Annotated in this window: 15 protein-coding genes and 1 riboswitch; of the genes, 11 read left to right on the forward strand and 4 right to left on the reverse strand. The window is 41.6% G+C overall.

All coding sequences use genetic code 11. From position 1 onward, the window contains the following. The first annotated feature begins 76 nt into the window (after positions 1–76). On the forward strand, positions 77–388 hold the full coding sequence (locus GZ22_RS03390) for a carboxymuconolactone decarboxylase family protein (protein ID WP_038558650.1): 312 nt from the start codon (positions 77–79) through the stop codon (positions 386–388). A gap of 32 nt (positions 389–420) precedes the next feature. On the opposite strand, the gene corA is transcribed toward GZ22_RS03390, so the two are convergent. Beyond that, the gene (corA, locus tag GZ22_RS03395; RefSeq protein WP_038558653.1) at positions 421–1,377 is read right to left on the reverse strand and encodes a magnesium/cobalt transporter CorA; all 957 of its coding nucleotides are present in this window, start codon (positions 1,375–1,377) and stop codon (positions 421–423) included. A 280-nt stretch (positions 1,378–1,657) separates the two neighbouring features. Here corA and GZ22_RS18525 point away from each other — a divergent pair, with 280 nt between their 5' ends. Next, positions 1,658–2,008 carry an IDEAL domain-containing protein gene (locus tag GZ22_RS18525; RefSeq protein WP_164072014.1) on the forward strand — a complete coding sequence of 117 codons (351 nt, stop codon included), beginning with the start codon at positions 1,658–1,660 and terminating at the stop codon, positions 2,006–2,008. Between the two features lie 173 nt (positions 2,009–2,181). Here the strand turns inward: GZ22_RS18525 and GZ22_RS03405 are convergent, their stop codons facing one another. Then, positions 2,182–2,892, reverse strand: a complete 711-nt coding sequence (locus GZ22_RS03405; RefSeq protein ID WP_038558656.1) for a GntR family transcriptional regulator — start codon at positions 2,890–2,892, stop codon at positions 2,182–2,184. A 136-nt stretch (positions 2,893–3,028) separates the two neighbouring features. Here GZ22_RS03405 and GZ22_RS03410 point away from each other — a divergent pair, with 136 nt between their 5' ends. The 3 genes from GZ22_RS03410 to GZ22_RS03420 are packed head-to-tail and all read left to right on the forward strand — an operon-like array spanning position 3,029 to position 6,516. Then, on the forward strand, positions 3,029–4,357 hold the full coding sequence (locus GZ22_RS03410; RefSeq protein WP_038558659.1) for a family 4 glycosyl hydrolase: 1,329 nt from the start codon (positions 3,029–3,031) through the stop codon (positions 4,355–4,357). A gap of 11 nt (positions 4,358–4,368) precedes the next feature. Continuing rightward, positions 4,369–5,094 (forward strand): chitin disaccharide deacetylase, encoded by a 726-nt coding sequence (gene chbG / locus GZ22_RS03415; protein WP_038558662.1) that lies wholly within the window; start codon positions 4,369–4,371, stop codon positions 5,092–5,094. Between the two features lie 21 nt (positions 5,095–5,115). After that, positions 5,116–6,516: a PTS transporter subunit EIIC gene (locus GZ22_RS03420; RefSeq protein ID WP_038558665.1), complete on the forward strand. Its 1,401-nt coding sequence runs from the start codon at positions 5,116–5,118 to the stop codon at positions 6,514–6,516. Between the two features lie 10 nt (positions 6,517–6,526). Here GZ22_RS03420 and GZ22_RS03425 read toward each other — a convergent pair whose 3' ends face one another. Then, a complete protein-coding gene (locus GZ22_RS03425; RefSeq protein ID WP_038558667.1) occupies positions 6,527–6,763 on the reverse strand; it encodes a DUF2164 domain-containing protein in 237 nt (78 codons plus the stop codon). An 87-nt stretch (positions 6,764–6,850) separates the two neighbouring features. Here GZ22_RS03425 and GZ22_RS03430 point away from each other — a divergent pair, with 87 nt between their 5' ends. Genes GZ22_RS03430 through GZ22_RS03440 form a run of 3 tightly spaced genes read left to right on the forward strand, consistent with a single transcriptional unit; the run spans position 6,851 to position 8,074 of the window. Continuing rightward, positions 6,851–7,069, forward strand: a complete 219-nt coding sequence (locus GZ22_RS03430; protein WP_038558670.1) for a YdbC family protein — start codon at positions 6,851–6,853, stop codon at positions 7,067–7,069. Between the two features lies 1 nt (position 7,070). Next, positions 7,071–7,703, forward strand: a complete 633-nt coding sequence (locus GZ22_RS03435) for a uracil-DNA glycosylase (protein WP_038558673.1) — start codon at positions 7,071–7,073, stop codon at positions 7,701–7,703. An 11-nt stretch (positions 7,704–7,714) separates the two neighbouring features. Next, positions 7,715–8,074, forward strand: a complete 360-nt coding sequence (locus tag GZ22_RS03440; RefSeq protein ID WP_038558675.1) for a VOC family protein — start codon at positions 7,715–7,717, stop codon at positions 8,072–8,074. A 239-nt stretch (positions 8,075–8,313) separates the two neighbouring features. Here the strand turns inward: GZ22_RS03440 and mreBH are convergent, their stop codons facing one another. Then, entirely contained in the window at positions 8,314–9,321 is a 1,008-nt protein-coding gene (mreBH, locus tag GZ22_RS03445; RefSeq protein WP_038558678.1) for a rod-share determining protein MreBH, read from the reverse strand. 500 nt (positions 9,322–9,821) lie between these two features. Between mreBH and GZ22_RS03450 the strand changes: the two genes are divergently transcribed. From GZ22_RS03450 to GZ22_RS03460, 3 genes are all read left to right on the forward strand, one after another. Then, entirely contained in the window at positions 9,822–10,667 is an 846-nt protein-coding gene (locus GZ22_RS03450) for a CAP domain-containing protein (RefSeq protein WP_038558681.1), read from the forward strand. Between the two features lie 70 nt (positions 10,668–10,737). Beyond that, positions 10,738–11,109 (forward strand): DnaJ family domain-containing protein, encoded by a 372-nt coding sequence (locus GZ22_RS03455; protein WP_038558683.1) that lies wholly within the window; start codon positions 10,738–10,740, stop codon positions 11,107–11,109. A gap of 12 nt (positions 11,110–11,121) precedes the next feature. Beyond that, a riboswitch (SAM riboswitch) is annotated at positions 11,122–11,222 on the forward strand. A gap of 78 nt (positions 11,223–11,300) precedes the next feature. Next, positions 11,301–12,665: an LLM class flavin-dependent oxidoreductase gene (locus GZ22_RS03460; RefSeq protein WP_038558686.1), complete on the forward strand. Its 1,365-nt coding sequence runs from the start codon at positions 11,301–11,303 to the stop codon at positions 12,663–12,665. The last annotated feature ends 12 nt before the right edge of the window (positions 12,666–12,677 follow it).

The raw sequence follows: 12,677 nt of genomic DNA on the forward strand, positions 1-12,677 counted from the left end.
GATTCTACCGATAATAGATATGTGCAACTAGGAAAATAGGTCTAGTTTTGCCCAAGGATTAACCGGAGGGTTCCCGATGAAGGAAGCAAAAGATCAAGGTTGGGCGTTGGTGGCTAAGCTGATGAAGGAAGAAGAGAACCTTGCTGTTGAGAGTGGAGAGAATGGATATACCGGGCTTAACGGTAAATTTCTGACATTGCTCAGCATCGCTGTTTTCGTGACAAACGGAGATGAGCGTGCACTTCGCCAGCAATTCGAAGCTGCTCTCCTGTCCGGCATCTCTGTCCAAGAAATGATGGAGGCAATCCAACATTGTGCATTATTGAATGGGTTCCCGCCTTCGCTGAAAGCTATGTCATTATTAAAAGAGGTAGTAGACGACCAATGAAAAATGCGTGCAGATGATTCTGCACGCATTTTTCATTTAAAGATATTGAACCAGCCTTTACGTTTGAAACGCCACAGCATTACAACGGCAATAATTGCCATCAGCAGCATTGCCACTGGATATCCGTATTTCCATTGCAGCTCAGGCATATTAGCAAAGTTCATTCCGTAAACACCGGCGATAAAGGTTAATGGAATAAAAATAGTCGATACAATTGTCAGGGTCATCATGATAGCATTCATTCGATTGCTATTGATTGACTCGTAGCTGTCTCGCATATCCGATGTGAGTTCCCTGTTGGAATCAACGATTTCCGTAAGTTTCAGCAAATGATCATAAATATCATTAAAATAGGCCTTTTGAGTTTGAACAAAATCGAATTTTTGGATGCTAAGCAACCGGTAGATCAAATCGCGCATTGGTGCAATTGTACGTCTGGTTCTAAGCAAATCACTGCGGATATCAAAGACCTCATTAATTACAGTTTGCGGTGATTTATGGCTTTCTTCATCCTCAATCTCGTTTAGACGATCCTCCATTTTATACAACGGAGGGAAATAATCATCAACCAATTTATCAATCAGATGATAGACAATTTTCGACGGAGAATGTTCAGATGGACCTTCTTGCATAACTCGCTGCCAGACATGGTCCGCCGCCATTGATTCTTCTAGATGAAAGGTAACTATATAACGCTCTGAAACAAAGATATCCAATTCATCTGACACGAATGAATCATGATTCAGTTCATGAAGAACGAGGAAATGGTACCCGTCGTATTCATCTAGCTTTGGCCGCTGAAGGAAATGAAAACAATCCTCGATCGCCAATGGATGGAAGTGGAAGATCTCGCCTAGCTTATTTGATTCAGCCTCTGTTGGTACACTAAAATCGACCCAATACCAGATAATTTCAGGACTGTTTAGTTCCTGATACGGCAGATCTTTTAGTATTTTTTTGTCACGTGTTATCGCTATGCTGCGTATCATGGTACAACCTCCTGCAATATATAGCCACATTATAACGTATTCGGAGGCAGAGAGAAAACGACAAGCAGTGTGATTAAAGAAAAGGGCTATGGGGTATAAAATGAATATACAACCAAGCATAGTAACTGTTGTGAAATTGCTGAAACACCATTTGTCTGAATATTTTAAAATTTTATATGCAAAAGTATTGCGCTTTTGGATTGAATCTTTTATAGTATTCAACAACCTACAACAATCACCATTGCTTAGCCAGCCGGTTAAGCTGAAGGAGGACAACGATATGTCTGATAATCAAAGCTTTGTAACTGTTGGTGACTGGGTAACAGGACATTCGATAAACGATGAATTATTTACCGGCTTCGTGGAAGCAGTGAATGCGAAACTGAACACGGTGAAAGTATACGTAACAGAAAGTGATCATAAAAATACGATCGGTAAAACGATCGAAACCTTCCAAAGCAAGATCAAGTATTTTCCGCCAAGTGTAGATCCGAGCAGGGCACATCTTTTAAACCTTATTGATTTATCCCTTATTTCTGGGGATAAGGATTGGTTCTTGCAGCTGACAGAAGAATTAAAGATACTAGACGAAATGGAATCCGAGTCTAATCCAGAATATATCCCGAACTAACTGGACCGAGCAGATATTGCTCGGTTTTTTATTTTTAAAATTGAATAGCGATGACGGTTGGAGCAATACCGTGGGAGAAGATGACGAAGCAGGAGGAACTATTTAAGGAAATGCTGAGCAGGATATTGTTTTAGTGAGAAGAGCACATCTCAAAGTTAGATGTGCTCTTTTTTTTAATACCGCTTGGAACTGAATTTAAAAGTATAACGATCACTGCGATAGTACAATCTTGTATATTCAAATGGGATATCGTTATCCAGATAGGCCCAAAGGTTCATCGATAATATAGGGTTAGCATCCTTGATTTGCAGCAGTGTCATGAGAGCATCTGATGGCATTGCTGGAATAATCTCTCCCTGCCTTTCTTTAATAAGAAATCCTTTGCTTTCTAAATATGCATATTTGGAATTCAGCATAATCTCTTCTGTAAGATCAGGGAACATAGCAATTGGCATGAAAGTCTCTTCTAAGATAATCGGAACATTATCTGCACATCGAAGTCGTTTCACGTAAAAGACTTGTGCCTCAGGCGGTAGTTGTAAACGATGTCTTATTTCATCTTCTGGTTTCATGATTGTAAAGGTTAATAATTTATTGGTAGGCACTTTTCCAAGTTTGATAATTTCCTCTGTAAAGCTCTGTAACCGATAAATATCATGCTCTATCTTCTGCTGTTTCACATAGGTACCGCTGCCATGCACTTTATACAGCAGATTTTCTTCTACTAACAGCTGTATTGCTTGTCTCACGGTTACTCTGCTTGCCTGGAATGAAGAAGCCAGTTCCATTTCAGTAGGAATGGCCTCATCCTTTTTAATGTTACCTCTGGCAATATCTTTTTTTATTTCATTTGCTATCTGACGATAGAGGGGCGTACTTTTCATGATCCTGACATCACCTCTCGTTTTATATCTCTGTGTTGTATTGTAATGAATCATAAAAAAACACACAACTAGAATACATTATATTGATTGGTTTTCAAATTTGTATTATAGTTGTATTAATTAAGGAGGGAGATAAGTGCAAAGAAAACTGAAAATTGCAATTGTTGGTGGAGGAAGTACGTATACATTGGGATTAATTAAAAGTCTAATTGCCGAAAAGGGATCTTTTCCCTTAAAAGAACTAGTGTTATTTGATCAAGACGAAGAAAGACAAAAAATCATTGCAGATGCAGCTGCTATTTTGCTTAAAGAACAATATGGTGAAGATCTTATTTTTACAAGTACCACAAATCTGGAATCAGCGTGTAAAGATGTCGATTCTGTATTTATTCAAATACGCACAGGCGGTTTGGAGATGAGAGAATTGGATGAGAAAATCCCTTTGTCTCATGGCGTGGTAGGTCAAGAAACTTGCGGACCAGGGGGTATGGCTTATGGCATCCGTTCCATAAAGGATATGACAGCCTTAGTCAAAGATATCCGAGCTATATCAAAAGATGCATGGATATTGAATTATACGAATCCGGCAGCCATTGTAGCCTATGCGTTAAAACAGCAATTTCCGGACGACAACAGAATACTGAATATCTGTGATATGCCGATTGCCATTATGGTCAGTTATGCGAAATTATTAGGAGTAGATATCTGGGACTTGACGGCGGATTATTTTGGTTTGAACCATTTTGGCTGGTTTACCAAAATAGAGCATAAGGACGGGACAGATTATACAGAACTTCTAAAAGAACGAATTATTGAAGAAGGATTTAGACCTGAAGATGAGGAAATAGCCAATGATGTTTCCTGGCAGGAGACTTTTGCGCAAGCTCGCCAGACTTTACTGGATTTCCCTGAATACTTACCAAATACTTATTTGCAGTACTATCTTTACCCAGACAAGATAGTGGAAAAGTCAAATCCAATATCCACGAGAGCCCGACAGGTCATTGAAGGTAGACAAAAGAGGGTCCATGATATGTGTAAACGGATAGTCGCTGCTGGTTCTGCTGCATCAGAAGATTTGAAAGAGGATATTCATGGCATTTTCATCATCAGGGCAGCTGCTTCTCTTGCATATAATCTAAAAGAGCGATACATCGTGATGGTAGAGAATAACGGAATAATTCCTAATCTGCCATCTGATGCCATCGTAGAAGTACCTGCTTTACTCACTGCAAATGGTATACATGCGTTTGCTGTAGGGGAGATTCCTGTATTTCATAAGGGATTGATAGAAGGGCAGTATGCGTATGAGCGTCTTGTTTGTGAAGCTTATTTTGAAAAGGACTATAGGAAATTGTTACAAGCGATGACACTGAATCGAACGGTAGTTGATGCAGATAAAGCGAAACGTATTCTGGATGATTTACAAAAAGCGAATCAAGAGTATTGGCCATCTTTTCATTAGGAGGAAATCAAATGAAGAAGTTGATTATCAATGCAGACGATTTCGGTTACTCTAGAGCAATAAATTATGGGATTATGGATTGCTTTCAATATGGTGTTCTTAGTTCAGCGACATTTATGGCAAACATGCCTGGAGCGGAGCATGCTGCTGATTTAGCAAAACAAAATCCGGGTTTGGGTGTAGGGGTACATCTCGTTTTGACATGCGGAGAACCTATTCTGGAAAATCACAAGACAATTGTGGACGTGAGTGGAAAGTTTAGAAAGCTGGCCTTTTATGAGAGCGCTTTTAATATTGAATTGGATGAAGTCTATAACGAATGGAAAGCACAAATAGAAAGGTTTCTATCATATGGCCTTAAGCCGACCCATCTTGACAGTCATCATCATATCAACACTTATAAAGGAATACGTGATATTTTCTGTCAGCTTGCTGCAGAGTACAACTTGCCGGTGAGAAAAAACATGGAATTACCAAGCAATCTGAAGCATCCAGATCAATTTGAGTATTATGTAGAGCAAATACTAAGCGATGAAAGTAGTTTAATGGGGGCTTTCCAAGAAGCGGACACGGTTGAAGTAATGTGTCATCCAGGCTATTTAGATAAGGCAGTGGTTGGAGGATCTTCCTATACCTATCCTAGATTGGATGAACTTGAGTTATTAATGTCAGATAGAGTCGAACAGGTTTTAAAGAATTGTAAGGACGTGAAGCTAACAACTTTCGAAAGTCTATAAAATGGGGGGAGACGAGAGAGCATGCGCAATTTCTTTCAGAAGTTAGGGAAATCATTGCTCATTCCGATTGTAGCTTTACCGATTGCCGGAATTCTTTACAGACTTACTGCTGAAGATTTGCTAGATATCCCCCTATTCCAAGCAGCTGGTGTCATCTTGACACAGATGGATGCGCTGATTGCTATAGGTATTGCAATGGGACTTTCGAAAACAAAGGATAAAGGAATACCGGCGCTGACCGGGTTTCTTGCCATTATTGTACTTAAAGAAGGACTCGCGTTAATGAATCCTGAGTTGAATATGAGTGTTTTTGGAGGAGTACTTGCCGGTTTAATAGCAGCTTTTGTTTATAACAAATTCAAAGATACGAAACTACCGAATATGTTTGCCTTCTTTAGTGGAGAGAAATTCCCTATTACTGTCATCATTTTCACGATGGTGCTGGTTGCAGGATTGATGAGTTTGTTATGGCCATTTGCTCAAATGGGGATTGATGCTTTCAGTAGGACATTAATGGATCTGGGAGCTATAGGTGTCTTCATATTTGGCTTCCTCAATCGGTTCCTGCTGCCATTTGGATTGCATCATGTATTAAATACGTATGTTTATTTTGGACTTGGTGAATACACAACATCTTCAGGTGAAGTGGTCACTGGTGAAATTACCAGGTTCCTAAGTGGAGACCCTATGGCTGGATTCTTCATAGGAGGATTCTATATTACTATGCTATTCGGGGTACCAGCCATTGCTCTGGCTATCACGAAAGCGGCTAGATACAAGAAACAGGAAACTAAAACACTGATGTCATCAGGTGCAGCTACCTCAGTCATAACAGGTATCACAGAACCTGTTGAATTTACATTCTTGTTTACATCGCCTCTATTATATTTCCTGCATTCCGTCTATACAGGATTAGCTGGAGCAGTACTGTACATACTGCATATAAGGCATGGATTTTCGTGGGGCGCGGGATTGATAGATTACATTGTGAACTTAGGATTGAGTGATGGAGGACTTCTTATCCTGCCGGTTGGAATTGCATTCTTTTTTCTCTATTTCTTCACTTTCTATTATGTCATCAAAAAACGTCAAGTTGCGGTAATTGGGCAAATAGAGGATAAGGTGTATGAGGCGGCTGCGGGAGAAGAGGAAAAGGATTTAGAGCTAACTCACAACAATTACAGATACATGGCACAGAAGATGATTGAAAATCTAGGTGGTAAGCAGAACATACTCATTAATGATAATTGTATGACACGGCTGCGAATGGAAATAAAGGATATGAAAGCAGTGAATCATTCTAAGATCAAGCAAATGGGAGTTCATGGAATCGTGGAGGTGGATGATCATAATTTGCAAATTATCATAGGATCACAGGCGGCTATTGTGAAGAAAGAAATGGATGATATATTAGATAGTTGAAAGAGAGCACTCATCGCTCCCTCATCTGTATCCCGAAAAGATCCTCAATCTTTTCATTCATAAACTGATAGGACGCTTCAATACCAGCATTATAAAAAATAGGACCTAGTTCTTTGATAATAAAGTCGAGCATCAGACCTGCGGCCAGGTCGCCTAGCTGCTCGTCTTTTTCTTGTTCAAAATAAGTCTGCAGGGAAGTTATCATTTCATTTCGCTGTGTATCATTCAATCGGATTGGGTTTTGCATGTGTTTTCCCTCCGTTAGCTCATTTTCGTTTCATTATAGCAGAAAGTTCTGCTAGACTTTAGAAAAGGAAAAAAGGTGGGAGTAACGATGGCAGAATTATCTTATGAGATAGTGAAAGAACTCGGAGTGCTATCCGTATCACCGAAGGGGTGGCAGAAGGAGCTGAATCTGATCAGCTGGAACGGTAGGGAGCCAAAGTATGATATCCGGGACTGGGCGCCGGACCATGAGAAGATGGGAAAAGGTATTACGTTGTCAGCTGAGGAAGTCAGTGCACTGCGTAACCTATTGCAGGAGCAGGACTGACATGCTGCCGGAGAAGTTAGTTCAGCTAGCCAAAGAGAGAATGGCTCCTTATCCGTGTGAAGGTTTTCTGCCCGGAAGAGGGCCAAAGCATCCAGTTCTTTTCTTTGTCGGAGAAGCACCAGGGGAGACGGAGATACATAGCCTGGTGCCATTCAGCGGAAGAGCTGGCAAAGAGTTGGATCTATTTCTGGAGCGAGCTGCTGTGGATAGATCAGAGGTATTCATCTCGAGCTCAGTCAGAAGCAGACCTTATCAATATAAGACAAAGCATATTCGCGGTGAAACTGTCACAAAAAAATACAACCGGACACCAACTAAGGCCGAAATTCTCGCCCATGCACCTGTGCTCGATTATGAAATTGCCCAGGCGGAACCGGAAATTCTTGTGACCCTAGGGCGAATAGGGTGGGAACGGATAACCGGTTCGAAGGAGAAAATCACAGAAGTTGCTGGGAAGCTGATAGAACAGCCGGTTCAGCAATTGAAAAGCTTGGAGGATGATTCTTTTATCCTTTCAGAGAAGATATATCGTATCTTCCCGACTTACCATCCAGCGTCCGTTTTTTACAATCCGGGACTGCGGCCGGTAATTGAAGAGCATGCCTATAAGATTCGCGAACTTCTGAACAGATGAGGAGAGATGTAATGGAAAAGGTCAACGGTAAAGTAATAGGATTTGAATTAAACAGCCAAGATCCGGACAAGGCAGCGAGCTTCTACGCTAATGTTTTTGGCTGGAAGGTGGGTAATCCAAATTGGGGTTATCATGGTGTGGAGACAGCTGGAGGAATTGATGGCGGAATCAGTAAAGGGCCGCATGATTTTCCGCATGGGACAAGAATCCAGATTGAAGTGGATGACCTGGATAAAGCAATTCAAGCTGCTAAAGAAGAAGGGGCAGTGGTCGTTCGTGAAAAGATGGACTTTGATACTTTCTATCTCGCGTATTTAGTTGACCCAGTCGGAATCGGAATTGGACTGGTGCAGTCTATCTCCAAAGACTAGTGAGAGGAGAAGACGCCTCATTCCAGGCTTTCCCACTTATTCCTTCGTTTCTAAACGGTCTTTTCCGCTTTTTATGTCTATCTCCAAAGACCAAAAACTGCGGCTTAAGCGATAAATCCTTGCGTGAGGAGAAGGCACTTCACTCCAGGCTTTCTCACTTACTCCTTCGTTTCTAAACGGTCTTTCCCGCTTTTCTATAAAAAAACAGGCGTATCAGCTGACTGATACGCCTGTTTTTTTTATTTTGCTGCTTTTTGCAGTTTAGTGATCATCTGCAGGGCACGACCTGTACCGATTGCAACGGATTCTAGGGGATTCGGAGCCAAATGAACAGGAACTGAGATCTCAGAAGCGAGCCATTGCTGCATTCCTTTTAGCAATGCGCCTCCGCCAGTCAAGATGACACCGTGGTCAACGATATCTCCGCTTAGTTCCGGCGGGCAGTCTTCCAATGTCATACGAATTGTTTCGAGGATCTGCTCCAATGATTCTTTAAGAGCTACTTGTACTTCCTTAGAAGAAATTCCGACAGTCTTCGGTAATCCAGTTACCATATCACGGCCGCGGACATCCATCATCAATTCATCATGGTCAATCAAAGCATAGCCGATTTCCATTTTAATCTGTTCTGCAGTTCTTTCCCCGATGAGGATATTGTACTGCTTACGGATATATTGGATGATTTCCTCATCCATTGAATCTCCTCCAATGCGGACAGAACGGCAAGAAACAACGCCGCCGAATGAAATAATACCAACTTCACTTGTACCGCCGCCGATATCGACAATTACATTCGCAACTGGCTCATCTACTGGGAGGTCAGCTCCAATTGCTGCAGCAATTGGTTCTTCAATCAAGTGGACGTTTTTAGCACCATACGATTTGACCGCATTATGTATAGCGCGTCTTTCAACTGAAGTACTTCCAGACGGTGTGCAGACAACGATAGTTGGTTTGCGAAGGGAAGATCCCATCACTTTGCTCACTTTTTTCAGGATTTCTTTCAATAATTGAGCTGTTACATCATAGTCAGCGATTACGCCATCTTTTAATGGGCGAATCGGTACGATATTCTGAGGAGTTTTACCGACCATTTCTTTCGCTTCTGCTCCAACAGCAACGACGTTTTTTGTTTCCATATCAATTGCAACCACGGAAGGTTCATTCAATACGATTCCTTTTTGTTTTGTATACACAAGTATATTTGCAGTGCCAAGGTCTATTCCGATTTCGGGATTAGAAAACATTATATTTCCTCCAATAATGACATATTTCTACTATATTTATTCTCCCCCGTATAAGGCTTTATGGGGGTAGATCTGTCAAAGAGCTAAAAAGCCGCTAAAATTCGACATAATTCATTCTATCACCTGGTATAGAGGTGTTAAAGAGATACCTTTATCCTAATTTGGTAGATTAAACTAATAAGTATAGGAGAAAAGGATTATATAGAAGGAATAGCAGCAAGTCAATTTACAGATAGATTACAAAAACTGAGGTATTGTTACAAAAACTAGGAATAAAAAAAGGTGTCAATCCTAAATTACATCCAAAAAATAGAAGGGCGGCTGTTTATTGCTAGTTTCATAGCTTATAAAGCGGGTACGATTTCGCATAAGAACCGACTTTTTACTAGTGTTGCTCAGGAATGAGTGCCTATTGGAAATTCTAGGCTGCAATATTACACAAAAACCCATGCTATGATGTTGCTGCATCAAAAAACACACATCTCGAAAGGAGCAACATCATGTTCAAGAAAGTATTAGTAACAACACTATCTACAGCTATCCTAGCAGGTGGCGCTTTGGCAGGAACAGCAAATGCTGCACCAGCACAACCAACTAAAGAAGAAGCTCAAGTGCACGTAGCACAAGTAGTGAAAAGCGGATCTTTCTCTTCTATCGAAGATTTGAATAAATGGGTGAATGAATATCTATCAGCTTATAACATTCACATCAATACTGATAGCTTGCTAGCAAAATACAATGTTCAGCAGCCATCTCAACAGGAGCAAGCACAAACTCCTGCTCAAGCACAACCTAAGCAAGAGGAAGCAAAAGCACCAGCTGCTCAGAAAGAAGAGCAAAAAGCTGCTCCACAAAAAGAAGAAAAAGCTGAAGAGCAAGCAACTGAACAAAAAGCTCAAGCTCCAGCACAAAAACAAGAAACTGCTTCTGACAGCAAGAAGACAGAAGATAAGCAAGCTACTGAAGGCCTAAGTGCTTTCGAACAGCAAGTAGTAGACTTGACTAACAAAGAGCGTGAAAAAGCTGGTCTTAAAGCTTTGAAAGCTGATACTGAACTAAGCAAAGTAGCACGTGCGAAATCCAAAGATATGGCTGACAATGGTTACTTCGATCACAACAGCCCGACTTACGGTTCTCCGTTCGATATGATGAAATCTTTTGGTATTTCTTATAAAACTGCAGGTGAAAACATCGCTCAAGGACAAAAGACTCCAGAAGAAGTCGTTGAAGCATGGATGAACAGCCAAGGACACCGTGAGAACATCCTTAACCCTGATTACACTAATATCGGTGTAGGTTATGTAGAAAACGGTAACTACTGGACACAGCAATTCATTGGTAAATAATTCAGATTATTGTATAATGAGAAGCAACCGATTATAATCGGTTGCTTTTCTTGTATGTAGGAGTGATTATATGGATCTGATTTCACTGCTTGCAGAAGAACGAATCAAGCAGGCTGAAGCCAATGGAGAGTTCCGTAACCTTCCAGGAGCGGGAAAACCTTTGGAGCTGGAAGATCTATCTGGTGTACCGGAGGATATGCGGATGAGCTACAAAATTCTCAAGAATGCTGGCTATATTCCGCCTGAAATGGAGCTGCAGAAAGAAATTGTAGCACTACGCGATTTACTGCGTATTTGTACGGATGACTCAGAGCGGGCAGCTTTCCGGAAGCGGATCAGCGAGAAAGAGATTCACTACGAAGCACTGCTTCAGAAGCTTAAGCGAAATTCGCCAGGCACTCTCAGTCAATATCGGGAACAAATTGAACATAAACTAACATAACTAAATAGTATTTTCTTATCACGAGAGGTGGAGGGACTGGCCCTTTGAAGCCTCGGCAGCAGGCAGAAATGTACTGTGCCAATTCCAGCAGACGATAGTCTGGCAGATAAGAGGAGCATTTACCTTGGATAAGGAGCCTCTTCTGTAAAACGGAAGAGGCTTTTTTTACATAATAAGAGGAGTGGAGAACAATGACGAAACAAATTATCCTGCAAGCATTTGATATGACAGCCGCTAATCATAACGCCCATGGCTTATGGAAGCATCCGGAAAACAGAAGGCATCGGGAATATAAATCGCTGGAATACTGGATGGAGCTTGCACGCCTCTTAGAAAAAGGGAAGTTCGACGCTGTATTCTTTGCTGATGTGCTTGGTGTTTACGACGCATACGGAGGGGATGAAAAGGCTGCCCTGCGTGATGGAGTGCAGGTGCCGCTTAATGATCCTGCCTTCGCTATTCCGGCCATGGCAGCTGTGACGAAGCATTTGTCCTTCGCTGTCACTGTCAGTACATCTTATGAACAGCCATTTCATAATGCACGAAAATTTTCGACGCTTGATCACCTGACAAATGGGCGTGTTGCTTGGAATATCGTTACGTCCTATTTACCGAACGCTGCCGAGAATTTTGGACTGGAGAAGATGGTGAAGCATGATGAGCGTTATAAAATAGCTGATGAATTCCTCGAGGTTTCTTATAAGCTGCTGGAGGATAGCTGGGAAGAAGATGCTGTTATCTCTGACACGGAAACAGGAGTGCTAGTGGATCCGGAAAAGGTTCACCGCATAAAACATAAAGGTACATATTTCTCAGTAGAAGGGCCGCATGTGAGTGAACCTTCTCCGCAGCGTACACCTGTGCTTTACCAAGCAGGTACTTCGGAAAAAGGCCGTGATTTTGCAGCAAGACACGCTGAATGTGTCTTCGTAGGCGGACCTACACCAGAAAAAATCAACTATTACATCGAAGATATTAAAGCTCGGGCGGAGGCGTACGGCAGAAGCCGTGATGAAATCAAGGCGTTTACTTTCCTGCATGTTGTCGTGGCTGAAACAGAAGAGAAAGCTCTTGCAAAATATAAGGAAGTTAAGCAATATTGGAGCGCAGATGCTGCCAAGGCACAATATGGCGGCTCGACTGGTTATGACTTGGCTTCTTATGATAATGAAGAAGAGCTGTTCACATACAAGCACACAGAACAAGGTCAATCGCGAGCTGCTTATCTGACGAAGGATGCGGCGAAGCCATTTACAGTCAAAGAGATACAAGAGAAATTCAGTCAACCAGCTGAAATGGATATTATTATCGGCAGTCCGGAACAGGTGGCGGACAAAATCGAGGATTTCTTTGTGCGAAGCGGAGTTGATGGCTTCAATCTGACACATTATATTACACCAAAAGACTTGAATGACTTTGTCGAATTGGTTGTTCCTATCTTGCAGGAGCGAGGATTATATAAGAGAGATTATGCAGAAGGAACATTCAGGGAGAAATTATACGGACACCCGCATCTAGCTGCGGCACATCCGGCAAAACAAGGAAAGAGGAGCTGAGCATCAGCTCCT

The organism is Terribacillus saccharophilus (assembly GCF_000725365.1).
GTDB lineage: Bacteria > Bacillota > Bacilli > Bacillales > Amphibacillaceae > Terribacillus > Terribacillus saccharophilus.

Bases quoted from the DNA above. Each gene is read 5' to 3' on its own strand.
- GZ22_RS03390 (WP_038558650.1), top strand. From the start codon at position 77: ATGAAGGAAGCAAAAGATCAAGGTTGGGCGTTGGTGGCTAAGCTGATG.
- corA (WP_038558653.1), bottom strand. From the start codon at position 1,377: ATGATACGCAGCATAGCGATAACACGTGACAAAAAAATACTAAAAGAT.
- GZ22_RS18525 (WP_164072014.1), top strand. From the start codon at position 1,658: ATGTCTGATAATCAAAGCTTTGTAACTGTTGGTGACTGGGTAACAGGA.
- GZ22_RS03405 (WP_038558656.1), bottom strand. From the start codon at position 2,892: ATGAAAAGTACGCCCCTCTATCGTCAGATAGCAAATGAAATAAAAAAA.
- chbG (WP_038558662.1), top strand. From the start codon at position 4,369: ATGAAGAAGTTGATTATCAATGCAGACGATTTCGGTTACTCTAGAGCA.
- GZ22_RS03420 (WP_038558665.1), top strand. From the start codon at position 5,116: ATGCGCAATTTCTTTCAGAAGTTAGGGAAATCATTGCTCATTCCGATT.
- GZ22_RS03425 (WP_038558667.1), bottom strand. From the start codon at position 6,763: ATGCAAAACCCAATCCGATTGAATGATACACAGCGAAATGAAATGATA.
- GZ22_RS03430 (WP_038558670.1), top strand. From the start codon at position 6,851: ATGGCAGAATTATCTTATGAGATAGTGAAAGAACTCGGAGTGCTATCC.
- GZ22_RS03435 (WP_038558673.1), top strand. From the start codon at position 7,071: ATGCTGCCGGAGAAGTTAGTTCAGCTAGCCAAAGAGAGAATGGCTCCT.
- GZ22_RS03440 (WP_038558675.1), top strand. From the start codon at position 7,715: ATGGAAAAGGTCAACGGTAAAGTAATAGGATTTGAATTAAACAGCCAA.
- mreBH (WP_038558678.1), bottom strand. From the start codon at position 9,321: ATGTTTTCTAATCCCGAAATCGGAATAGACCTTGGCACTGCAAATATA.
- GZ22_RS03450 (WP_038558681.1), top strand. From the start codon at position 9,822: ATGTTCAAGAAAGTATTAGTAACAACACTATCTACAGCTATCCTAGCA.
- GZ22_RS03455 (WP_038558683.1), top strand. From the start codon at position 10,738: ATGGATCTGATTTCACTGCTTGCAGAAGAACGAATCAAGCAGGCTGAA.
- GZ22_RS03460 (WP_038558686.1), top strand. From the start codon at position 11,301: ATGACGAAACAAATTATCCTGCAAGCATTTGATATGACAGCCGCTAAT.